Annotated in this window: 21 protein-coding genes; 15 read left to right on the forward strand and 6 right to left on the reverse strand. The window is 58.0% G+C overall.

The genetic code is table 11. The features are described from left to right. Nucleotides 1–50: 50 nt before the first annotated feature. From QZW03_RS10900 to waaF, 4 genes are read left to right on the forward strand one after another with little or no spacing between them, the layout of a single operon-like run. Entirely contained in the window at nt 51–503 is a 453-nt protein-coding gene (locus QZW03_RS10900) for a glycerate kinase (protein ID WP_296510025.1), read from the forward strand. 50 nt (nt 504–553) lie between these two features. Continuing rightward, nucleotides 554–1,504 (forward strand): branched-chain amino acid transaminase, encoded by a 951-nt coding sequence (locus tag QZW03_RS10905; protein WP_296510026.1) that lies wholly within the window; start codon nt 554–556, stop codon nt 1,502–1,504. A gap of 2 nt (nt 1,505–1,506) precedes the next feature. Then, on the forward strand, nt 1,507–1,713 hold the full coding sequence (locus QZW03_RS10910; protein WP_296510027.1) for a zinc-finger domain-containing protein: 207 nt from the start codon (nt 1,507–1,509) through the stop codon (nt 1,711–1,713). After that, the gene (waaF, locus tag QZW03_RS10915) at nt 1,703–2,707 is read left to right on the forward strand and encodes a lipopolysaccharide heptosyltransferase II (protein ID WP_296510028.1); all 1,005 of its coding nucleotides are present in this window, start codon (nt 1,703–1,705) and stop codon (nt 2,705–2,707) included. Before QZW03_RS10910 ends, waaF begins: the two co-directional genes overlap by 11 nt. A gap of 253 nt (nt 2,708–2,960) precedes the next feature. On the opposite strand, the gene QZW03_RS10920 is transcribed toward waaF, so the two are convergent. Continuing rightward, nucleotides 2,961–3,578 (reverse strand): nucleoside/nucleotide kinase family protein, encoded by a 618-nt coding sequence (locus QZW03_RS10920; RefSeq protein WP_296510029.1) that lies wholly within the window; start codon nt 3,576–3,578, stop codon nt 2,961–2,963. A gap of 185 nt (nt 3,579–3,763) precedes the next feature. Between QZW03_RS10920 and QZW03_RS10925 the strand changes: the two genes are divergently transcribed. The 4 genes from QZW03_RS10925 to QZW03_RS10940 all read left to right on the forward strand — a co-directional run bounded on the left by QZW03_RS10925 (nt 3,764) and on the right by QZW03_RS10940 (nt 7,990). Next, nucleotides 3,764–4,750 (forward strand): sugar ABC transporter substrate-binding protein, encoded by a 987-nt coding sequence (locus QZW03_RS10925; RefSeq protein ID WP_296510030.1) that lies wholly within the window; start codon nt 3,764–3,766, stop codon nt 4,748–4,750. A gap of 140 nt (nt 4,751–4,890) precedes the next feature. Then, complete coding sequence (locus tag QZW03_RS10930; protein WP_296510031.1) at nt 4,891–5,850, forward strand: ABC transporter permease; 960 nt, start codon at nt 4,891–4,893, stop codon at nt 5,848–5,850. Then, nucleotides 5,850–6,638 (forward strand): ATP-binding cassette domain-containing protein, encoded by a 789-nt coding sequence (locus QZW03_RS10935; protein WP_296510032.1) that lies wholly within the window; start codon nt 5,850–5,852, stop codon nt 6,636–6,638. Before QZW03_RS10930 ends, QZW03_RS10935 begins: the two co-directional genes overlap by 1 nt. 197 nt (nt 6,639–6,835) lie before the next feature. Beyond that, a complete protein-coding gene (locus QZW03_RS10940) occupies nt 6,836–7,990 on the forward strand; it encodes an ROK family transcriptional regulator (protein ID WP_296510033.1) in 1,155 nt (384 codons plus the stop codon). Between the two features lie 4 nt (nt 7,991–7,994). Here the strand turns inward: QZW03_RS10940 and QZW03_RS10945 are convergent, their stop codons facing one another. The 5 genes from QZW03_RS10945 to QZW03_RS10965 form a co-directional block, all read right to left on the reverse strand. Beyond that, nucleotides 7,995–9,242 (reverse strand): ATP-binding protein, encoded by a 1,248-nt coding sequence (locus tag QZW03_RS10945; RefSeq protein WP_296510034.1) that lies wholly within the window; start codon nt 9,240–9,242, stop codon nt 7,995–7,997. Between the two features lie 6 nt (nt 9,243–9,248). Further along, entirely contained in the window at nt 9,249–9,965 is a 717-nt protein-coding gene (locus tag QZW03_RS10950; RefSeq protein ID WP_296510035.1) for a response regulator transcription factor, read from the reverse strand. A gap of 104 nt (nt 9,966–10,069) precedes the next feature. Beyond that, a complete protein-coding gene (locus QZW03_RS10955; protein ID WP_296510036.1) occupies nt 10,070–11,404 on the reverse strand; it encodes an MFS transporter in 1,335 nt (444 codons plus the stop codon). Nucleotides 11,405–11,551: 147 nt separating this feature from the next. Next, nucleotides 11,552–12,637 (reverse strand): porin, encoded by a 1,086-nt coding sequence (locus QZW03_RS10960; protein ID WP_296510037.1) that lies wholly within the window; start codon nt 12,635–12,637, stop codon nt 11,552–11,554. Nucleotides 12,638–12,770: 133 nt separating this feature from the next. After that, entirely contained in the window at nt 12,771–13,541 is a 771-nt protein-coding gene (locus tag QZW03_RS10965) for a FadR/GntR family transcriptional regulator (RefSeq protein WP_296510038.1), read from the reverse strand. A gap of 143 nt (nt 13,542–13,684) precedes the next feature. Here QZW03_RS10965 and QZW03_RS10970 point away from each other — a divergent pair, with 143 nt between their 5' ends. From QZW03_RS10970 to QZW03_RS11000, 7 genes are read left to right on the forward strand one after another with little or no spacing between them, the layout of a single operon-like run. Beyond that, the gene (locus QZW03_RS10970) at nt 13,685–14,839 is read left to right on the forward strand and encodes a mandelate racemase family protein (RefSeq protein ID WP_296510039.1); all 1,155 of its coding nucleotides are present in this window, start codon (nt 13,685–13,687) and stop codon (nt 14,837–14,839) included. A gap of 34 nt (nt 14,840–14,873) precedes the next feature. Continuing rightward, a complete protein-coding gene (locus tag QZW03_RS10975) occupies nt 14,874–15,758 on the forward strand; it encodes a sugar ABC transporter permease (RefSeq protein ID WP_296510040.1) in 885 nt (294 codons plus the stop codon). Further along, nucleotides 15,755–16,627: a carbohydrate ABC transporter permease gene (locus tag QZW03_RS10980; RefSeq protein WP_296510041.1), complete on the forward strand. Its 873-nt coding sequence runs from the start codon at nt 15,755–15,757 to the stop codon at nt 16,625–16,627. Before QZW03_RS10975 ends, QZW03_RS10980 begins: the two co-directional genes overlap by 4 nt. A 13-nt stretch (nt 16,628–16,640) precedes the next feature. Next, nucleotides 16,641–17,759 (forward strand): sn-glycerol-3-phosphate ABC transporter ATP-binding protein UgpC, encoded by a 1,119-nt coding sequence (ugpC, locus tag QZW03_RS10985; protein WP_296510042.1) that lies wholly within the window; start codon nt 16,641–16,643, stop codon nt 17,757–17,759. 29 nt (nt 17,760–17,788) lie between these two features. Then, nucleotides 17,789–19,078, forward strand: a complete 1,290-nt coding sequence (locus QZW03_RS10990) for an ABC transporter substrate-binding protein (protein ID WP_296510043.1) — start codon at nt 17,789–17,791, stop codon at nt 19,076–19,078. An 11-nt stretch (nt 19,079–19,089) separates the two neighbouring features. Then, nucleotides 19,090–20,238: an oligogalacturonate lyase family protein gene (locus QZW03_RS10995; RefSeq protein WP_296510044.1), complete on the forward strand. Its 1,149-nt coding sequence runs from the start codon at nt 19,090–19,092 to the stop codon at nt 20,236–20,238. Between the two features lie 25 nt (nt 20,239–20,263). Beyond that, on the forward strand, nt 20,264–21,571 hold the full coding sequence (locus QZW03_RS11000; protein ID WP_296510045.1) for a hypothetical protein: 1,308 nt from the start codon (nt 20,264–20,266) through the stop codon (nt 21,569–21,571). Nucleotides 21,572–21,637 lie beyond the last annotated feature (66 nt).

Genomic DNA, 21,637 nt, shown 5'->3' on the forward strand with positions numbered 1-21,637 from the left:
ATAGGCCAGGGAATCTCCGGCCGCGGCCCGGAGCCTGCGAAAATCGCCGGATGATGTTCCAAAAACTCCAACGTTTCTTGATACCTGCGGCCGCCCTGGTGGCCTTGTTCCTCGGCTACCGGCACTATGGCTGGCCCGGTGTGGCTTTGGTCGGTGGCGGCTTGATCATGTGGCAGTTGCTGCACTTCACCCGCATGCTGCAAGTGCTCAAACGCGCTGCCGACCGGCCCATCGGGCATGTGGACAGTGCCGTCATGCTGCATGCCAAGCTGCGCGCCGGTGTGCCTTTGCTGCATGTGGTGGCCATGACCCGCTCGCTCGGGCAGCTCGAATCCCCCAAAGACACCCAACCCGAGCGTTATCGCTGGAGCGACACCTCGGCCAGCTCGGTGCTGTGCGTGTTTGCCGGTGGCAAGCTCCAAAGCTGGGACCTGCAACGCCCTGCGCAAGATGACGCAGTGGCAGAGTCCGACCGTGCCGCGCCGGCGGCGTCGGCCTCGTAAAATCCCTTTTTTTGCAAATATCTGCAAACCCTTCTCTTCAAGGACACCCGATGAGCGTACTCCCACCTTCCATGTCTGATCGCGACGGCAAAATCTGGATGGATGGCCAGATGGTCGAATGGCGCGATGCCAAGATCCACGTGCTGAGCCACACGCTGCACTACGGCTGCGGTGCCTTTGAGGGCGTCCGTGCGTACAACACCGTCAACGGCCCGGCCATCTTCCGCCTGCAGGAGCACACCGAGCGCCTGTTCAACAGCGCCAAGATTCTGCGCATGACCATTCCCTTCACCCAGGAGCAGGTCAACGAAGCCCAGTGCGCCGTGATCCGCGAGAACAAGCTCGAATCCGGCTACCTGCGCCCCCTGACCTGGATCGGCGACAAAAAGCTGGGCGTGTCCCCCAAAGGCAACACCATCCACCTGATGGTGGCGGCTTGGCCCTGGGGCGCGTATCTGGGTGAAGAGGGCATGAAGCGTGGCATCCGCGTCAAAACCAGCAGCTACACCCGCCACCATGTCAACATCACCATGACACAGGCCAAGGCAGTGAGCAACTACACCAACTCCATCCTGGCCAACATGGAAGCCACCGACGACGGTTACGACGAAGCCCTGCTGCTCGATAGCTCCGGTTTCGTGTCCGAAGGCGCGGGTGAGAACATCTTTGTGATCAAAAACGGCGTGATCTACACGCCCGACTTGTCGGCCGGTGCACTCAACGGCATCACCCGTAATACCGTGTTCCATATCGCCAAAGATTTGGGCTTGGAAATCGTGCAAAAGCGTATCACCCGCGATGAGGTGTACATTGCCGACGAAGCCTTCTTCACCGGTACCGCCGCTGAAGTGACCCCGATCCGCGAGCTCGACCGCATTGCCATGGGCAAGGGCGACTACGTGGGCAGCCGCGGCCCCATCACCGAAAAAATCCAATCCGCGTTCTTTGACATCGTCAACGGCCGCAACCCGAAATACGCCCACTGGCTCACGAAAGTCTGAATATGTCCCAAGCAGTAGTTGAACTCAAGGCCAGCGACCTGAACCACCAGGGCGGCGTGTTCTGCCCCAGCCCGGTGGCGGGCATGCAAACCTGGAATACCCACCCTAAGGTGTACCTGGATGTGGGCCGCGCCGGCGAAGCCAAGTGCCCGTATTGCGGCACCGTCTATAAGCTGAAGGACGGCGAGCACTTCGCGGGTGGGCATTAAGTCCCTCGTCATCGCGCCCCAATGGATCGGGGACGCGGTGATGACCGAGCCGCTGCTGCGCCGCCTAGCGGCGCGGGGCGAGCGTATTACGGTCGCGGCAGTGTCTTGGGTGGCGCCGGTGTACCGGGCCATGCCCCAGGTGGACGAGGTGCTGGTCCTGCCTTTTGCGCGCGGAGGCGTCCAGTGGGCGGCGCGCCGGGCCTATGCCGCCGCCTTGCGTGGCCGGTTCGACCGGGCCTACGTCTGTCCCAATTCCCTGAAAAGCGCGCTGATTCCGCTCTGGGCAGGTATTCCTGTGCGCACCGGTTACTCCGGTGAGCTGCGTTTCGGGCTGCTCAACCGCCGCCTACCCAACCCGGCCAAAGACAGTCGACCGCCCATGGTGGCCTTTTACTCCGCCCTGAGCGGCGAAGCCGGCGTGGACCACGACCGGCCCGCGCTTCAGGTTGCGCCTGAAGCTATCACCGCCGTGTTGGTGCCGCGTGGCTTGCAGCCGCAAGGTTTTTATGTGGTGGCGCCCGGTGCGGAATACGGTCCCGCCAAGCGCTGGCCTGCGAGTCACTTTGCTGCCATGGCCGAAAGGCTTGAAAAGCCGGTATTGCTGCTCGGTTCTGCCAAAGACGAAGCGGTGTGCCGCGAGATTACAGACGCTGTGAATGCGCTGCGCCCCGGCCATTGTGTGAACCTGGCCGGACGCACCAGCTTGGACGAAGCGGTGGCGCTGATCGCCGGGGCGCACGCCATGGTGAGCAACGACTCCGGGCTCATGCATGTGGCGGCGGCCTTCGGCGTGCGGCAGGTGGCGATTTTCGGATCTTCGAGCCCGCTGCATACGCCACCGCTGAACCCGTCGGCCTCGGTGGTGTGGCTCAAGCATGAGCCAACTTACGAACCCCCTCTGGATTGCGCACCGTGCTTCCAGCGGGAGTGCCCACTGGGCCACACGCGGTGCCTCAACGACATTACCCCCGACAAGGTGCTATTAATTTTGTAGCTTCATGCGCATATTCTGCAAGGGCTGCGGGCTGATTTTGCATAAAAAAAAGCCACCCGAGGGTGGCTTTATAAAGTCCCCGGAGGGACGTCGTTGGAACCTGTTGAAGGAGGCCTATGGTTGGCCTTCTCTTCTATCCTTGTGAACTGTGACAGCAGCTGGGATGAATTTTCCAGCGGACTAGGGTTTCTGGGTATCCCCCATTCGGGTGAATTTGCACGTTTTTATCAACTTTTTTTCGCGCCTTTCCCTTTTACAGGGTCAAAGTCCAGTCGGCACGGTGCCGAGTGTTCGATATTCGCACGGCATTGGGCTCGTCGGTGCTGGCGATCCAAGCGCGGGCGGCGATCTCAGACCGTCCGAACTGCATGTGGCGTGCCAGCAAGCGGGCGTGTCGCACCTCGGCATCCAGATCCAGGTACCAGGCCTCATCCAGCAATCCTCGGACCTGTTGCCACGGCCCTTCCTCAAGCAGCAGATAGTTTCCCTCGGTGATGATGAGCGGCGTGTCTGCTGCGATCGCAATGCTGCCGGCCACCGGCTCCTCCAGACGACGGTCGAAATCAGGCGCATAAACGGTCTCGCCGGGGCGCTGGTGACGCAGACGCTGGAGCAGGTTCACAAAGCCTGCGCTGTCAAAAGTCTGCGGGGCTCCTTTGCAGTGACGCAGGCCTAGCCGGTCGAGCTCCCGGTTGGCAAGGTGAAAGCCATCCATGGGCAGGGTTTGGCTGCGGCCTGTAAAGCGCTGCTGGAGTGCCTGTGCGAGAGTGGATTTGCCTGCCCCGGGCCCGGCTGCTATTCCCAGAATCACCCGCTGACCGGACGCCAAAAGCGCATCTATGCGCCCCACGGCTTCCGGGGGGAGAGCCACTTCCGGCGGGACTCCGGAATCCGATTTATTTGAGGAAAGATTAGGGTTTTCGATAATTAAAGTAACTTGATTTAATAACGACATGGAGTCTATAGTCGCAGCACGCCGAATCCAGTGCGTAGTTCCCCGGGGCATTTCTCCGGGGTTTCCTAACCATAAGTGTCGTACCGACCGAGGAGACTTGAATGAAAAAATCCACCCCACTGATCTTGTCCGCATTGGCTTTGGCAGCATCCGGCGCATTTGCCGCCAACGAACCGGTGATCGGCCTGATCACCAAGACTGAAACCAACCCCTTCTTCGTCAAAATGAAAGAGGGCGCGACTGCCGAAGCCAAGAAAATGGGCGCCAAGCTGCTGACAGCGTCCGGCAAGAAAGACGGCGATACGGCCTCCCAGATCGCGGCCATTGAAAACATGACCGCCCGCGGTGCCAAGACCATTTTGATTACGTCCTCCGGCGACGCCATCTTGCCCGCCGTGAAAAAGGCGCAAGCCAAGGGCGTGCAAGTCATTGCACTGGACAGCCCGTTCGACGGTGCTGATGCACTGTTTGCCACCGACAACTACAAAGCCGGCGAGCTGATTGGTCAGTACGCCAAGGCAGCACTCGGTGGCAAGCCTGCCAAGATTGCCATGTTGGACTTGTTCCCCGGTCACCCCGTGGGAGCCCAGCGCCACAACGGCTTCATGAAGGGCTTCGGACTGCAGGCCAACGATGCCAAGTCCAATGAGCTGTCCAAGACCGCTGAAACCGTGTGCGCCGCCGACACCGATGGCAACCAGGCCAAGGGCCAGACCGCCATGGAAACCTGCTTGCAAAAAGATCCGGCCATCAACGTGGTCTACACCATCAATGAACCCGCTGCTGCAGGTGCTTACAACGCACTGAAGAAATCCGGTAAAGAAAAAGGCGTCTTGATCGTGTCGGTGGACGGCGGCTGTGCCGGTGTTGCCGACGTGGGCAAGGGCGTGATTGCAGCGACTTCGCAGCAATACCCCCTGAAGATGGCCGCTATGGGTGTTGCTGCTGGCGTGGAATACGCTAACGGTGGCAAAAAGGCCAGCGGCTATGTCGACACCGGTGTGACCCTGATCGCAGGCAAGGCCGTGGCGGGTGTGGACAGCAAAGATGTGAAGGTCGGCACAGACCTGTGCTGGGGCAAGAAGTAAGTTGAATCCGGACTGAATCACACTTCAGTCCCCCGGGGCCCGGCACGCCGTACACACCACGGCCGGGTCCTGTGCATTGTGGGCAGGGCGCGCAGCGCCCACCCGTTTTACAGCGTCAATGGCGCACACCGTACCTCACCATGGCAAAGACCAACACCAAACAAATTCCATGGGCCATGCTCGGCCCCTGGCTCGCCTTGCTGGCGGCATGCGCGTTCTTCACGACGCAATCAGACCGGTTTCTGACGGGCGAGAACCTGTCCCTCGTCCTCCAGCAGGTGATGGTGGTCGGCCTGCTGGCCATCGGCCAGACGCTGATCATCCTGACAGCGGGCATCGACCTGTCCTGCGGCATGGTGATGGCGCTGGGCGGCATTGTGATGACTAAATTCACCATGGACCTCGGCATTCCCCCTGTGTGGGCCGTGGTCTGCGGCATTTTGGTGACCGCGTCTTTCGGCTTGCTCAATGGCTTGTTGGTGACGCGGGTCAAGTTGCCCTCGTTCATCGTGACCCTGGGCACCATGAACATCGCTTTTGCGATAACCCAGATTTATTCCGAGGCGCAAACCGTGGGCGACCTCCCCGAGACGATGACCGCCTTGGGTAACACCTTCAACATCGGCGGCACCTCGGTAGCTTGGGGCACCGTGGTCATGTTGGGCATGTACCTGCTGGCTTGGCATTTGTTGCGGGACACCGCAGCCGGTCGCCATGTCTACGCGGTGGGCAACAACCCCGAGGCCGTGCGATTGAGCGGCATTTCGGTAGACCGCGTGCTGCTGGGCGTCTATGTACTGGCAGGTGTGTTGTACGGGGTGGCTGCCTTGCTGTCGGTCGCACGGACCGGAGTGGGCGATCCACAGGCCGGGCAAACCGAAAACCTCGACGCCATCACGGCGGTCGTGTTGGGCGGAACCTCTTTGTTCGGCGGGCGCGGCATCATTCTGGGCTCGCTGGTGGGCGCGGTCATTGTGGGCGTGTTCCGCAATGGGCTGACCCTCATGGACGTGGCCTCCGTGTATCAGACCTTGATCACGGGCATTCTGGTGATTCTGGCTGTTGCTGCCGACCAACTTTCACGCAAGGGAGCACGCTAATGAGCAGCCCAACAATCGTTCTCAAAGCCAGCGGACTGGTGAAGCGCTACGGCGGCGTGACCGCCCTGGATGGCGTGGACTTTGAACTTCGCGCCGGCGAAATTCTGGCGGTCATCGGCGATAACGGCGCCGGCAAATCAAGCCTGATCAAGGCACTATCGGGCGCGGTCGTGCCGGACGAAGGCAAGATGGAGCTCGACGGCAAGCCGGTCGCGTTCCGCTCGCCGATCGACGCCCGACGTCACGGCATCGAAACGGTCTACCAGGACCTCGCCGTGGCGCCCGCCATGTCCATCGCAGAAAACCTCTTCTTGGGGCGCGAACTCCGACGCCCCGGTGTGCTGGGCAGCGTGTTCCGCTCCCTGGATAAAAAGCGCATGCTGGAAGAAGCCATTACCCGCATGAACGACCTCAAGGTCGGCATCCGCTCCATGACCCAGGCGGTGGAAACACTCTCGGGAGGCCAGCGCCAATGCGTGGCAGTCGCCCGCGCGGCGGCCTTTGCACAGCATGTGGTCATCATGGATGAGCCCACGGCGGCACTTGGCGTGAAGGAGGGCAACATGGTGCTCGAATTGATACGCCGGGTCCGTGACAAAGGGCTGCCTGTGATTCTGATCAGTCACAACATGCCCCATGTCTTTGAGATTGCGGACCGCATCCACATTCAGCGACTCGGCAAACGGGCCTGTGTCGTGAATCCGAAAGCGATCAGCATGAGCGACACCGTGGCGGTGATGACGGGCGCCAAGGCGGTTGAAGACCTGCCGGATACCGCATTGGCGTGAGGATGCTGGAGCGGGCTTGGGCCTAGGATCGGGGAACACCCCTAAAAACAATTCAGCCCATGGTGAGGTTCCTAGGTGAAAATCCGAAAACCATGAATCTTGCCGACCCTCTTCCAAACGCCCGTCTTGAAGCCCTTGCCCCCCCCGGGGCATTGAGCCCGCCGGTACTGCGGCCGCGAGGATCTAACCACGTCGGCATGCGCCAGTTCAACGAGCGGGTGGTCCTGCAAGCGGTGCGCTTGAATGGCAGCTTGCCCAAGGCGGACCTCGCGCGCTTGACCGGCCTGACCGCGCAAACCATCGGCCTGATCACAACCCGCCTGGAAGACGACGGCCTGCTGCTCCGTCAGGACCGTGTCCGCGGTCGCATCGGTCAGCCCTCGGTGCCCATGGCACTCAATCCGGACGGTGCGTTCTCGCTGGGGATCAAGATCGGCCGGCGCAGTGCCGACTGGCTGTTGGTCGATTTCACCGGGGCGGTTCGCGTGCGCGAAACCCTGTCCTATGACTTTCCTGATGCGGAGGCCTTGCTTCCGCAGGTGCAAAGCCGGATGTTGGCTATCCAAGAGGGCTTGGGCCCACTGGCCCAGCGCATCGTGGGCGTCGGCGTAGCCGCCCCTTTCAACTTAGGAGGCTGGCACAAAATGCTGGGACTCTCCGCGTCGGTATCGGACCAATGGAACCACATCGACCTGGCCGCGCAGGTGCAGGCCATGACCGATGTGCCGGTGAGCTTCGCCAAAGACACACAGGCGGCCTGTGTCGCGGAGCTCGTCTCCGGGCGCGGGCGCGATTTGAAGAGTTTCCTCTACCTGTTTGTGGACACGTTTGTGGGCGGCGGCCTGGTCCTCAATTCGCATTTGCACGGTGGTATTCATGGCAATGCGGGCGCCGTGGCCTCGTTGCCCTTGCAGGTGGCCAGCGGTGGCGCGGTGCCGGAGCAGTTGCTGGCCCATGCCTCGCTGTGGGAGCTGGAGCAGCATTTCAAAGGGCAGGGGCTGGACCCCACGGCGGCCTACGACGACCGCGCTCTGGAAGGGGCCTACGCCCCCCTGACCGAAGCCTGGATTTCCAGCGCAGCCCAAGGTCTGGCGCAGTGCGTGGTGAGTGGAACTGCATTTTTGGATCTGGATGCGGTGGTGATTGACGGCTCCTTCACCCGCGCCATGCTCAAGCGACTGATTGAGCAAACCACCTTGGCCCTGCGCAATTACGACTGGGAGGGCTTGTGGCCCGCCAAGGTGATTGCCGGGAGCATCGGCTCCGATGCCCGCGCTTTGGGCGGCGCGCTCTTGCCCTTGCATGAAAACTTTGCGCCGGACCGTGACCTGTTTCTCAAGGTCACGGCCTGAGGCTTCAGGCCGATTTCAGCGGTAGGCGGATCTCAAAACAGGCGCCCCCTTGCGGGCGGTTGGTGCACCGGACGCTGCCGCCATGACGCTCGGCAATCGACTTGACCAGGGCGAGGCCGAGACCCACGCCGCCCTCGCGCTCCGATGCACCGGGCAAGCGGTAAAAAGGTTCAAAAATGCGCTGTTGCTGTTCCACAGGAACGCCGGGGCCCGCGTCACACACCTGAATCACCGCCCACGCCTCGTCTTCCCGCAAGATCAGATGCACGTCCCCGGCCCCGTAGCGCCGGGCGTTTTCTAGGAGGTTGCGCACCGCCCGGCGGATGAGCTTGGCGACGCCGGGCACCTCCAGATGGGCCAGCGTGACATCGAGCAGCGCTTGGTTGCGGGCACACTCTTCCGCGGCCAGCCCTACCAGGTCCACCGGCTCTACGGTGCCGAGATCGGCTTCTTTGGCGTCCAGGCGGCTGGCCAGCAAGATTTCTTCAATCAGCTGGTCGAGCTCGGCAATATTGCGTGCAACTTCTTGCTTGAATGCCGGGCTTGGCGTGCTTCCCATCAGCTCCAGACCCATGCGGATGCGGGCGAGGGGGGAGCGCAGCTCGTGCGAGGCATTAGCCAGGAGGGACTTTTGGGATGCCAAGAGGGTGTCCCGCGCCTGAACCAGGGTTTCAATCTGTTCTGCCGCATGGTTGAAGCGTGCGGCCAAAAAGCCGACCTCGTCGTCACCCTGCATGGGCACGCGGGCAGCCAGATCTCCATTGCCCCAACGCTCCACCCCGTTTTGCAGCGTTTCGAGTCTGCGTGTAAGGCGCCGAATGATGGGGTAGGTGCCCAGTGCCACCGCCACAGCAACCAGCGCGAGTGTCCAGACAAAACCGAAGGGGGCGCGCAAGGTGTTGTTGGGCGGGCGCGGCAGGTGCAGATGAATAGTTTGGCCGTCTGCCATGCGCACTAGAAACTCGGGGCCTCGCCCGAAGCGGCCCGGGCGGTCACTGTCCCGTTCGTCGGCGTTGTCATCCTTGCTATCGGTGGGCGGGGGCTGGTCCCCCAGATCAAGGCCGGGTACCGGAGGGGGGCGACTCAGGCGGGCCCGACCACTGCCAATCACTTCGCCAAACTCATTGCGCACCACCACCTCCCGCAGCGGGGGCTCGCTGGTCATGCGCCAAACCCAACCGACCAGCAAGGTCAGCACCATCACCGTGAGGACGACGGCTAACCAGATGCGGACGTAGAGTTTGTGCAGCATGAGCACTTAATCCTGCTGGCGGGCGAATACGTAGCCGACACCGCGCACGGTCAGGATGCGCTTGGGCTCCTTGGCGTCGGCCTCAATGGCGGCGCGGATACGCCCCATGTGCACGTCAATGGAGCGGTCAAAAGCTTCTAGCTCGCGGCCCCTCACGGCTTCCATGATCTGGTCGCGGGTCAGCACCCGCCCCGCACGCTCGGCAAGTGCGACGAGCAGGTCAAACTGGTAGGAAGTGAGCTCGCAGGCCGCACCGGCCACGGTCACGGTGCGCGCATCGCGGTCGATTTCCAGCGTGCCGAAGCGCAGTGCTTTGGTGTTGGCGGCAGGGGCTTCTCCCTTGCGCCGGAGGATGGCGCGAATGCGTGCCAACAACTCCCGGGGTTCAAACGGTTTGGGCAGGTAGTCGTCAGCACCGATTTCCAGGCCGATGATGCGATCCATCGCGTCGCCTTTGGCGGTCAGCATCAGCACAGGTACTTGTCCGGTGGAGCCGGGCAGTGCGCGGATGCGGCGGCAAATCTCCAGGCCGTCCATGTCCGGGAGCATCAAATCAAGAATGACCAGGTCTGGCGCTGCTACGCCGCTGTCGGCAGCCATGCGGGCCAGTCCGCTGTGCCCATCGCCCGCATGGGCGACAGAGAATCCGGATTGTTCGAGATACTCGGCCACCATGGAGGCTAACCGGGCATCGTCTTCGATCATGAGGAGGTTTTGAGGCATCTTTACAGTCTAGCGGTGATGCCCCTGCGGGGGATACGCCGGCCTTGAAGATTCCGTAAAGTTGGGTAAATTTTGCTATCAAATAAATAGCTACTCGCGCAGGTTTAGTCTGGGCTAGAGGCCGTTTTTATGCGTGAAGCCAGCCATACGAGGACGAGAACGGGGAGTCCTAAGCAGGCGGTGACCGTGAAGAAGGTGGAGTAACCAAAGTGGTCGACGAACTGTCCGGAGAAGCCTGCCAGGAACTTCGGAAGCAAAAGCATCATGGAACTGAACAGAGCGTATTGGGTCGCCGAATACTGAACGTTGGTGAGCGATGAGAGGTACGCAATAAATGCAGCACTTGCGATGCCGCTGGAGAGGTTATCAGCCGAAATGACCAGCACTAAAGCGCTGAGGTCGTGGCCGCGTGTGCCCAGCCAGGCGAACAGCAGGTTGCTTGCTGCGCTTAGCGCAGCACCCAGCATCAGGACCCTCATGACACCCAAACGTAAGGCCAGCACACCACCCACAAAAGCACCCAGCAACGTCATCACCACTCCGAAACCCTTGCTGATGGCCGCGACCTCGTCTTTGCTGAAGCCCATGTCTACGTAAAACGGGTTGGCCATGATGCCCATGACCACATCGCTGATGCGGTAGCTCGCGATCAGTGCGAGTATCAAGGCCGCATGCCAGCCGTAGCGACCCAGGAAGTCGGAGAAAGGGGCAATCAGCGCGCTTTGTAGCCATTCCGCAGCGTTCCGTGCCGGCGGTTGCGGCAAATGTGCCGGCTCGCGTGAAAGCAACACCGTCAGTACGCCGGGCAACATGCTGACTGCCATCACCAGATAGGCGGTGCGCCAGGCACTGTATTGGTAAAGGGCTGCGCCGGGAACTTCCGCGCGTGCGGCAATCCACAGGGCGCCCGCACCCGCCCAAATCATGGCCAGTCGATAGCCTGCTTGGTAGGTCGCCGCCAAGGCGGCCTGGTGTTCAGCGTCAGCGGACTCAATGCGGAAGGCGTCTAGTGCGATGTCCTGTGTCGCCGAGCCAAAAGCCACAGCGACTGCACACCAGACCATGGGCGCCAGCGCCCTTGTCGGGTCAGTCAGTGCCATCATGGTCAGCGCGGTCATGATGATCATTTGCGACAAAAGCAGCCAACTGCGTCGGCGACCGAAATAGGAGGTCAAAAGGGGAATCGGCAATCTGTCCACCAATGGTGACCAGACCCATTTGAAGCCGTAAGCCAATCCCACCCAGCTCAGAAAACCAATGGTGGTGCGGTCAACTCCCGCTTCTCTCAGCCAGAAACTCAAGGTGCCGAACACCAGCAGTAGCGGCAGTCCTGCTGAGAACCCCAGCGCCAGCATGCGAAGAGATGCCGGCTCGGCATAGACCTTGAAACTGGATAGCCACCTGGTGGTGACGGGAGGCACGGAGTGAGGAGCGGTCATCCAAGAATAATACCGGCCCCGCGCCGGAGCGAAGTGCAGGCCAGACCCGCCAGCGGATAAAAAAAACGGGATCCAGCTTGGCCTGGATCCCGAACCCGTTCGTCTTCCTTCTTGTTATGGACTGTTGATGGGGTGATCCACCCCCGTTTAGAAGGTCTTGCGCAGAGAAACTTCTGCTCCTTCACCAGTTCGGTCGCTCTTCTCTGAGCCATTGGCATTGAATCGTTTCTGGTTGTCACGCACCAGGGAGAAGTGAACGCCTGTTGTGGCATCCAACATCCATGCGTAGCCCAATCCGATGCGCAAGCTATCTTGGTCCGAGCTGGCGTCGGTGGCCGATTTGCGCGAGCTCTCATCGATCGTTCGCAAGGACGCCCTGATTTCACCCGGACCGTAGGGAATGCGAACGCCAAATGTGGTGACGGCTTGTGCGCCCGTACCCGTGATATTGGCGTTGCTAGAGCGCGCATACGTGGCCCCGACCCGGACGATTCCGAAGTCGTAGTAGGCACCCATGGAGATGGTGTCCATGGTTTTTTGCGTGGTGGTGTCCCACTTATCTTGTTCTTGCTGGAGGCCCAAAGCTGCAGATGCGGGGCCGTCGTTGTATGCCAAATGGGCGCCGATGCCATTGGCCGCAGTCTTCTCCCCCTTGCTGAATGTCAAGCCCGCATTGAAACCATTGGCGGTGGGAGAGGTGTAATAAACCGCGTTATTCCACTGATTGGCTGCAAGCGCACCTCGGGTTCCATTGGATGCATAGCTATCACCGACAAAGGCCTCGTAGCGACCGGCTGTACTCACAGCGTATTGGGGCGAATGTAAACGGCCGAGCTTTACTTCACCGTACTTCTTACTAGCCAGGCCGACCCACGCTTTGTCTTTGAACAAAGGATCGGTGCTGGCAGTGGCTCCTGTATCAGCAAAAAAGCGCATTTCCAACATAAAGAAGCTGCTCAGATCATCATTGATGTTCGATGAACCGGAGAAGTTCAGCCGGGCATTCGAGCCTTCGTCGACAGCCTCGGAGGAGGTGGTTTCTTTGGAGAGGTCTGACGGGATGGCGCTTCTCAGGCCCACATCGACACGACCCGAAATCTTCAAAGGAATGGTGGATGTGACTGCCACGGGAACTGAGGCGGGTGTGGCTACGGGGGCGGCCGTCTGGGCAAAAGCGTTGCTGATGAGCGCGCTCAAAGCGAGCGGCGCCAGGATAAGTTTGGATGGCGACAAGTGGTTTCTCCTCGGTGTAGTAATGGGAAGTCATTCTGCTTAAATAGTCAGACGTCAGATGACTTGCGATAGTCTAAGGAGAAAGATGTCTTGTCAAATTAGTAAAAACCCTGCCGAGAAACCGAGGCACGCCTCACGGTGTCTGCTGGAGGTTGATTTTCTGTCGCAGGCGCTCGCGACTATTGCTGAGGTGCATGTGCATGGCGGCTTTGGCGCTCGCAGCGTCTTGTCGTGCAATGGCGTTGTAGATGGCTTCGTGCTCCCTCTGCACCACTTCTTTGCCATCTGAAAGAATGGGCAGAGGCACGCCGAACTGTCCCGTGCTTCCGCCTGGAGGATTTTCAACGCCGGCCTGCGTGTGGGATCGTAGTGTTGCGCTCCCAAGGTTGCTCAATACCTCCAGAAAATACTGATTGCCCGTGGCAGAGGCTACCTCGGTATGAAAGCGGTAGTCGTCTTCCGTGGTGCTGGCGCCTGCAGCCAGGTGCGACCGGTAGTCTTGCAGTGCGCGGTGCATTGTCTGGAGCTGTGCATCAGTGCGCCGCAGAGCGGCGAGGTGCGCGGCTTCAGATTCGAGACTGATACGAAGCTCAAGCATGGCGAGTGTCTGCTTAATATGGATCTCGGCGGGGGGGCTAGAGAGAAGGGGTGGGGTGGATGAGCGCTCCAAAACAAAGGTTCCGATGCCGTGGCGCGTCTTCACCAAGCCACTGGCTTGCAGGCTGGACATGGCCTCACGGATGACCGTTCTGCTGACTTCGAACTCTCGCATGAGGTTCGGTTCAGGCGGGACCCGGTCTCCGGGCTGGAGCTCTCCGCTGAGAATTCGTGCCTGCAGACTGTCTACAACACGCTGTGGTTGGCTTTTGGTCACGCTGCCGCGCTGGGTGGTGCTGGATGTCATGCTGGCCGGATTCTACGAACTAATGGTGGCGAAGAGTGCAGGGGATATCTGGTGAGTTGATGTGGAGACCTAGGGTAAGTACTGTTAACTCATCAGACGTCTGACTGTACATTGACTGGCAATCGGAATATTGAGGAAGTGACATGAAAATTGAAAAAGTAGAGGGGGTCGTGTTTTCTTATCCAACGCGTCGCGCAGTGGATGAGGATGGGCACTCACATCCGGGTCCGGAAGTGCTTGCGCGAATGGCAATGATCACGATCCATGCGGACACGGGAGATAAAGGATATGCGTTTGCTCCACCTGAGGTGGTGCGCCAGCACGTGTTAGATGCCTTTGTGCGACCAGTACTGATCGGGCAGCACCCGCTCCAGCGTGAAAAGCTTTGGAAGTCACTGGAGCACAGGCAGCGTGGAAGCGCCGGTCAGTTGACCGATCGCGCGTTGGCCGTGGTGGAGCAAGCACTGTGGGACCTCGCTGGGCGGGCTTTGAATACGCCGGTCTACCAGCTGATAGGTGGCTATCGGGACAAAGTACCAGCCTATGCCAGCACGATGTGTGGCGACGAAATACCCGGCGGACTCTCTACCCCGGAGGACTACGCAGCCTTTGCAGAGCGACTGGTGGCGCGGGGATACAAAGGCATCAAGATCCATACGTGGATGCCGCCAGTGCGCTTTGCGCCCAACCCGGAAATGGACATCAAAGCCTGCGCTGCAGTTCGGGAGGCCGTGGGCCCTAACATTGCATTAATGATTGACGGCTATCACAACTACAGCCGGATAGATGCACTGCGCATTGGGCGAGAGCTTGAAAAACTGAACTTCGCGTGGTTCGAAGAAATGATGAACGAACAAAGCATGGAGTCCTATGCTTGGTTAGCGCAGCAACTGGACATCCCGATACTGGGTCCAGAGAGCCTTTCCGGCAAACACTACAGCAGGGCCGCGTGGATTGCGAACGGAGCGTGTGACATTTTGCGTGCAGGGGTGCCCGGTGTAGGAGGAATAACGCCGGCACTGAAGGTGGCACACCTTGCGGAGGCATACGGGATGGATTGTGAAGTGCATGGCAACGGTGCCGCCAATCTCGCCGTCTGCGCTGCGATTAAAAACTGCAAATGGTATGAGCGCGGGCTACTGCACCCCTTCTTGGAGTACGACGACGTACCAGCCTATCTCCACTCTTTGTCAGACCCCATGGATGATGACGGCTATGTCCATCTTTCTCAAAAACCCGGGCTAGGCGAAGACATTAATTTTGAGTACATCCAGGCTCACACAGTTGCGACCTATTAAAGGATGTCCATGCCGTTTAAAGGAGTGACCTGCCATGTATGAAAACAAGAAGCTCGGATTCTTGTTCGTGCTGCCCTTCTTGATAGGGGTCCTGGGCTTCAAGCTCTTTCCCTTTGTGATGAGCTTTGCCCTCAGCTTCACGCAATACGACTTTATAAATCCACCGCAGTACATCGGCCTCGAAAACTACCAAGAGCTGGCGCAGAAGGATCCGCTGTTTCGACAATCACTCTCGGTGACCCTGCTCTTTGTGGTGCTCGGGGTGCCATTGAGGGTTGGCTTTGCGCTTTTTATGGCGCACGTGCTGAACTTCAAGTTACGCGGTATCAACTTCTTCCGATCAGCGTATTACCTACCGTCCATCTTGGGAGGGTCCATTGCGGCGGCCATCATGTGGCGATTCATCTTTTCACAGAATGGGTTGGTCAACATCGTGATGGCAAAGCTAGGCATGCAGCCCATCGCCTGGCTTGCAGATGAGCACTACGCGCTCTGGACGGTGGTTCTGCTGTTCACATGGCAGTTCGGATCGGCCATGGTGATCTTTCTGGCAGCATTACAAAATGTGCCGACCTCTTTGTATGAAGCTGCTGAAATCGATGGTGCGAGCAAGACACAACAGTTCTTCCGCATCACGGTTCCACTGATTACGCCGGTCATATTTTTCAACCTGATCATGCAAATGGTGCATGCATTTCAGGAGTTCAACGGGCCCTACATGATCACGGAGGGAGGACCGTTGCACTCCACCTATGTCCTCTCCCTTTATATCTACGACCAGAGTTTCAAGTACTTCAACCTTGGCTACGGCAGTGCGCTCTCATGGGTGTTGTTCGCCCTAGTCGCCAGTCTGAGTGCAATTTCATTTTTCACATCGAAATACTGGGTGTTTTACTCCGGTGAAAAGGAGCGCAAGTGACATTCTCTGACGTCAATGCAATGAAGCAACAGCGGCAGGAAAAGATCAGTGCGTTTGTTCGCTACGCCGTTCTGCTGGTGATGGGCCTGGTAATGCTGTACCCCATGATCTGGCTGGTGGGCGCCTCGTTCAAAAGCAATGCGGAAGTCTTCACCGAAATAGGTTTCTGGCCGAGTCGTTTTGACTTCTCGGCGTACGCAAAAGGTTGGAAAACCAGCTCTGAGTACACCTTTGCTACGTATTTTCTGAACTCATTCCTGATCATCATCCCCAAGGTGGTCGTGACCGTGATTTCGTGTGTGCTGGTAGCGTATGCGTTTGCCCGCTTTGAGTTCTGGGGGAAGAAATTTCTGTTTAGCGTGATGGTGGGCACCATGATGCTGCCGCTGATCATTCTGAGGCTGCCCCAGTACCTCATGTTCAAAGAATTCGGCTGGGTGGACACCTATCTGCCGTTGATTATTCCTTCGGCCTTTGCAACAGACACCTTCTTTGTTTTCATGCTGGTGCAGTTCCTGAGAGGTATTCCCCGGGACATGGAGGAAGCTGCTCAGATCGATGGTTGCAATGCATTGCAGCTGCTGTGGTACATCCTCGTGCCCATTTTGAAGCCCGCCATTATTTCAGTCGTGGTGTTCCAGTTTATATGGAGCATGAATGATTTCATGGGCCCCCTGATCTATCTATCGAGCGTCGAAAACTACCCCGTATCGCTGGCTTTGAAAATGAGCATTGGCGCTACAGAGGAGGTGGAGTGGGCCAGTGTCATTGCAATTTCAGTAGTGGCCTTGGTTCCATCGTTGGTGGTTTTCTTCCTGGCGCAACGCCATTTCATTGAAGGTGCCGCCAGCAGCGGCATCAAAGGTTAACGAGGAGCCTAGCGTGGCGCAACTGCAATTAAAAAAACTTGAGAAGACATATCCCAACGGATTCAAGGCCGTGCACGGCGTAGACCTGGATATCCGCGATGGCGAGTTCATGGTCTTTGTGGGTCCGTCCGGATGCGCAAAGAGCACCATCCTGCGCATGATCGCAGGCCTTGAGGGTATCAGTGGCGGCGAGCTTCTGATCGGCGGCAGGGTAGTGAATAGTCTTGCGCCCAAGCAACGTGGCATTGCCATGGTGTTTCAAAACTACGCCCTCTATCCACACATGAAGGTTTATGACAACCTCGCTTTTGGCCTCAAGCTCGCGGGTACGAGCAAGGCAGAAATCGACACGCGGGTGCGTGAAGCGGCGCGTCTACTCGAAATGGACCATCTCTTAGACCGCTTTCCAAAGCAACTCTCGGGGGGGCAGGCACAGCGGGTAGCTGTAGGGCGGGCAATTGTTAAGCGGCCGGAAGTGTTCTTGTTCGATGAGCCGCTTTCAAATCTGGATGCCAAGCTTCGCGCCTCCATGCGGGTGCGACTCACCGAACTACATCGCACTCTGCGTGAGCGCGGACAACCATCCACGGTCGTCTATGTAACGCACGACCAAGTCGAGGCCATGACCATGGGCGAGCGTATTTGCGTGCTGAAGGACGGTGAAATTCAGCAGGTCGATACGCCCACTGCGCTGTACGAGCGGCCAGCAAACGTCTTTGTAGCGAGCTTTATCGGTTCCCCGGAGATGAACATCATCCCTGCCGATGTGGACGCTGACAGCAGGAGCTTTCGCATAGGCAGCGTTGCCCTTCCGGTGCCACAGGATCGACTTCCGCGGGTCGAGCGCCTTGCCCAAGTGAACTTCGGCATTCGACCGGAACATATCACCGCAGGCGGGCACTCTGAAGCGACGGTTCATATGGTGGAGGGAACGTTGCGCTTCATGGAGCACATGGGGAGCGAGGTCTATATCCACTTTTCGTTGGGCGACACACCCTTAACTGCGCGTGTTCCTTCTGACCAACTGCGCGAACTGGCGGGCAAATCGCGTGGAGACAAACATCTATTCGGGTTCCAACTGGGCGCCTGCCATGCCTTTGACAAGGACAGTGGGCTCAACTTGTTCCTGTGACTTAGTTCAATACCAATAAGGAGACAATAATGAAACGACGTTACCTAGCCGCAGCAGTAGCTGCACTCGTACTCGCATCTGCTGCAAGCGCGCAAGAAACCACTACCTTGCGGTTTTCATGGTGGGGCGGCGGTGCGCGCCACGATGCAACGCTGAAGGCGATTGCAGCGTTTGAGGCCAAGAACCCTGGCGTCAAAATCAAGGCCGAATACATGGGCTTTGGCGGGTACCTTGAGCGCTTGTCAACCCAGTATGCCGGTGGCAGTGAACCCGACATCATGCAGATCAATTGGGCATGGCTATCAACTTTTTCAAAAACTGGCGAGGGCTTTCAAGACTTGTATAAGTACAAGTCCTTGATCGGCCTGAACCAGTTTTCGGATGCCGATCTGCAGAGCGGTGTCGTCAATAAAAAGCTGAATGCACTGCCTGTTTCCTACACCGCTCGGGTCATGCTCTGGAATCGAGCCGCGTACGAACGTGTGGGGCTGAAAATGCCTGCCACCTGGGATGACCTTTTTGCGGCTGGGCCTGTGTTCAAGCAAAAGCTCGGAGAAAAGGCCTACGCCATTGATGGTGAGCTGTACGACATGATTCTTCTGTCGCAGACCTACATCATGCAAAAGTATGGGACGCCCTACGTCAGCCCGACTGCGCCTAAGGTGGCTATGAGCGAAGCTGCTGCACTGGAGTGGGTGCAAGTCTACAAAAAGCTCGTGGGTAACAATGTGGCGGTTCCCTTGCCAGTACGAGCATCTCTAGGTGGTGCGGAGAAACCTACAGAGCAGCAGCAGGATTGGGTTACGGGGAATTGGGCGGGCAACTACACCTGGGATAGCGTGATCGGCTTACGGGCCAGCACGCTGAACAAAGAACAAAAACTGGATGTTGGCGATTTCTTGACTTTGCCTAACGCCAAGAACACCGGCATCTTCGGGCGCCCCGCCTTGATGTTTGCGGTTAGCAAAAAAACCAAGCAACCCGAAATCGCTGCGAAGTTCTTGAACTTTATGGTGACTGATCCAGAGGCCATAGGAATTCTCGGACTCACTCGTGGTGTTCCCACCTCAGACAGTCAGTTCCGAACCATTGTTCGAACTGATGCGTTGCAAGGAACGGAGCTCAAGGCCTTTCTACAGATCAAGAAGCAAAAAGACACCGGGAAGATCGACACACCTTCGCCACTATTTGAGAACGCGCGCTTCAATAAATTCATGCGCGACGTTTTTGAAACCGTAGCCTATGGCAAGACCAGCGACCAGGAGGCCGCCAAGCGACTGGTGGAAGAGGGTAACGCCTTGTTGCAGCGGATTAAATAATTGGACTATTCATGAGAAAAGCAAGCGCGAGGCACTTTCAGTTTTCAATTCGACAAGACCCGGATACCGGGGCGAAAGTCACACGGCTCACTCCACAAGACGTTGCGTGCCATCGCACGTACTTCTACCAGAAGTGCTTCACCAATAACGGCGAAGGCTTAGTCTTCGGTGCGCGCTTCGGTGGGCACTGGAACTACCATTTGCTGGATCTGCGTTCTCAAATTGCAACGCAACTGACGGACCAAGCGGGCGAAAACACCTTTGGCGGCTTCCTCAGCCCGGCTGGAGATTATTTGTATTTCGTACGTGCAGAGCGACAGCTGATCCGCTTGGAGATTGCCTCATTGAAAGAGGAGTGCGTCTATACCGTTCCCCCTGATTGGGTCGGATACGGTACTTGGGTCGCGAACAGTGCCTGTACCAAAATGGTGGGTATTGAGATATTGGCTAAAGACTGGTTCCCACTGAGTGATTGGAAAAAATTCAGTGAAATGTTCCACTCGAAACCTCGTTGCCGGTTAATCAAAATTGACCTGCTCACTGGAGAGCGTACGGTCATTCATGAGGAAAACCAGTGGCTGGGTCACCCGCAATATCGGCCATTCGATGACAACACGGTCGCTTTTTGTCACGAAGGTACTCACGATCTCATCGATGCCAGAATGTGGTTCATCAATGAAGATGGTACGAACCTGCGCTGCGGCAAAGAGCACGAGGCGGGGGAGAGTTGCACCCATGAGTTCTGGGTACCAGACGGTTCCGTGATGGTCTATGTGTCGTATTTCAAGGGCCAGACTGACCGCGCAATCTGTGCTTTGGATCCTGAGACGCTTGAAACCAAAAGACTTGCGTCAATGCCGCCATGCTCTCATTTGATGAGCAATCAAAACGGGCGACTGATTGTGGGCGACGGTTCCGGCACTCCCGCTGATGTTTCCGATGGGGCAGCACACAAGGTGCAGAACGATCCTTATTTGTACTTGTTTGATTTGAATGCCGGCAGCATGCGCCGTATTGCGCGCCACGATAGCTCTTGGCGCGTTTATCAAGGAAACAGGCAGGTAACCCATCCGCACCCTTCTTTCACGCCGGACGAACTGCAGGTGCTCTACACCACTGACGCTGCAGGCGAGCCGGGAATTTATCTCGCGGATTTGTGAGTGAAACTTTCGTTAGGAGCTTCTGATGTCGATGGCCGTTGATTTCCGCAAGTGGGTTCTGTTGATGTGTGTCTGCAGTGTTCTGGGCTGTACGACAAGTGGTGTTTTCCAGTCGGGTGCCCATCTTGTTTCTGATTCGACTGACCGCGCGGATGGATGGGCCGCAGCCGAGGGCGGGACACGCGGAGGGGAGGGTGCTGCACAGGAACATCGGCTTGACGTTTACAGTCGCGCAGAGCTTGTCGCCGCTTTTCAACGCGCGGGTTCACAACCGAAAGTCGTTCGAATTCATTCCCGTATTGACCTGAGTGTGGATGATGAAAATCGCCCATTGGGTGCCGCAGACTATCGCGACCCGGCTTTTGATTTTGATGCTTACCTACAGGCGTATGCGCCGGCTACTTGGGGAAAGAAACCCTTAACCGGATCGCAAGAGGAAGCGCGACTCCGGTCTTCCTCCAACCAAGCTGCGCGAGTCGTAATCCGTGTTCCTTCAAACACCACGTTACTGGGCGTCGGGACCGATGCCATGTTGGTGCATGGCATGTTGCTTTTGGATAAGGTCGATAACATCATCATCCGAAACATTCATTTCGCAGACGCCTATGACTATTTTCCAGCTTGGGACCCTAAGGACAATGCCAATGGTGAGTGGAACTCGGAGTACGACAATGTGAGCCTACGTGGCGCTACACACGTCTGGATCGACCACTGCAGTTTTAGCGATGGGGCGCGCCCAGATCATCTGGCCCGAATTGCTTTGGGGCGGCCCATGCAGCATCACGATGGGTTGTTAGATATTACTCAGCAGTCCAACTGGGTAACGGTGTCCTATAACCACTTTAAGCAGCACGACAAGACCAACCTCGTGGGCTCCAGCGACGCTCAAGTTCTGGATGCTGACAAGCTCAAAGTTACGTTCCATCACAACTTTTGGGAAAACACGAGAGAGCGGGCGCCGCGGGTGCGCTATGGTCAGGTCCATGTGTACAACAACCTGTATGTTGCTGACGCAGTCGTTCCTTTTGTACACGGATACTCAATTGGGGTCGGCGTGCATTCAAAAATTTTCAGTGAAAACAATGTCTGGGAGACCGCACCTCAAATTCAGGCGGCAGCATTGACCAAACTGTGGAAGGGAAGCGCCTTTTTTGATCGAGGCAGTCTGCACAACGGCCGCGCTGCTGAGTTGTTGAGTGGGCTCCGAGGGGCAAATCCAGCGGCTGTTATCAGTGCCGATGTAGGTTGGGCACCCACCCTGCACGGTCACGTCGATGCCAGTGAAGATGTGGCACGAATCGTACGTGCTTCGGCCGGAGCAGGGCGCAGATGAAGACTAGCCTGCGTAGAGCGCGCCTGTAGAAACTCCTTCCACGGGAATAATAGTGGCTATGACTAC

The organism is Rhodoferax sp. (assembly GCF_013297935.1).
Classification (GTDB): domain Bacteria; phylum Pseudomonadota; class Gammaproteobacteria; order Burkholderiales; family Burkholderiaceae_C; genus Allorhodoferax.

What these genes read in the sequence shown, in the direction of transcription:
- QZW03_RS10900 (WP_296510025.1), top strand. Translation starts at nt 51, where the DNA reads ATGATGTTCCAAAAACTCCAACGTTTCTTGATACCTGCGGCCGCCCTG.
- QZW03_RS10905 (WP_296510026.1), top strand. Translation starts at nt 554, where the DNA reads ATGAGCGTACTCCCACCTTCCATGTCTGATCGCGACGGCAAAATCTGG.
- QZW03_RS10910 (WP_296510027.1), top strand. Translation starts at nt 1,507, where the DNA reads ATGTCCCAAGCAGTAGTTGAACTCAAGGCCAGCGACCTGAACCACCAG.
- QZW03_RS10925 (WP_296510030.1), top strand. Translation starts at nt 3,764, where the DNA reads ATGAAAAAATCCACCCCACTGATCTTGTCCGCATTGGCTTTGGCAGCA.
- QZW03_RS10930 (WP_296510031.1), top strand. Translation starts at nt 4,891, where the DNA reads ATGGCAAAGACCAACACCAAACAAATTCCATGGGCCATGCTCGGCCCC.
- QZW03_RS10935 (WP_296510032.1), top strand. Translation starts at nt 5,850, where the DNA reads ATGAGCAGCCCAACAATCGTTCTCAAAGCCAGCGGACTGGTGAAGCGC.
- QZW03_RS10940 (WP_296510033.1), top strand. Translation starts at nt 6,836, where the DNA reads ATGCGCCAGTTCAACGAGCGGGTGGTCCTGCAAGCGGTGCGCTTGAAT.
- QZW03_RS10945 (WP_296510034.1), bottom strand. Translation starts at nt 9,242, where the DNA reads ATGCTGCACAAACTCTACGTCCGCATCTGGTTAGCCGTCGTCCTCACG.
- QZW03_RS10950 (WP_296510035.1), bottom strand. Translation starts at nt 9,965, where the DNA reads ATGCCTCAAAACCTCCTCATGATCGAAGACGATGCCCGGTTAGCCTCC.
- QZW03_RS10955 (WP_296510036.1), bottom strand. Translation starts at nt 11,404, where the DNA reads ATGACCGCTCCTCACTCCGTGCCTCCCGTCACCACCAGGTGGCTATCC.
- QZW03_RS10965 (WP_296510038.1), bottom strand. Translation starts at nt 13,541, where the DNA reads ATGACATCCAGCACCACCCAGCGCGGCAGCGTGACCAAAAGCCAACCA.
- QZW03_RS10970 (WP_296510039.1), top strand. Translation starts at nt 13,685, where the DNA reads ATGAAAATTGAAAAAGTAGAGGGGGTCGTGTTTTCTTATCCAACGCGT.
- QZW03_RS10975 (WP_296510040.1), top strand. Translation starts at nt 14,874, where the DNA reads ATGTATGAAAACAAGAAGCTCGGATTCTTGTTCGTGCTGCCCTTCTTG.
- QZW03_RS10990 (WP_296510043.1), top strand. Translation starts at nt 17,789, where the DNA reads ATGAAACGACGTTACCTAGCCGCAGCAGTAGCTGCACTCGTACTCGCA.
- QZW03_RS10995 (WP_296510044.1), top strand. Translation starts at nt 19,090, where the DNA reads ATGAGAAAAGCAAGCGCGAGGCACTTTCAGTTTTCAATTCGACAAGAC.
- QZW03_RS11000 (WP_296510045.1), top strand. Translation starts at nt 20,264, where the DNA reads ATGTCGATGGCCGTTGATTTCCGCAAGTGGGTTCTGTTGATGTGTGTC.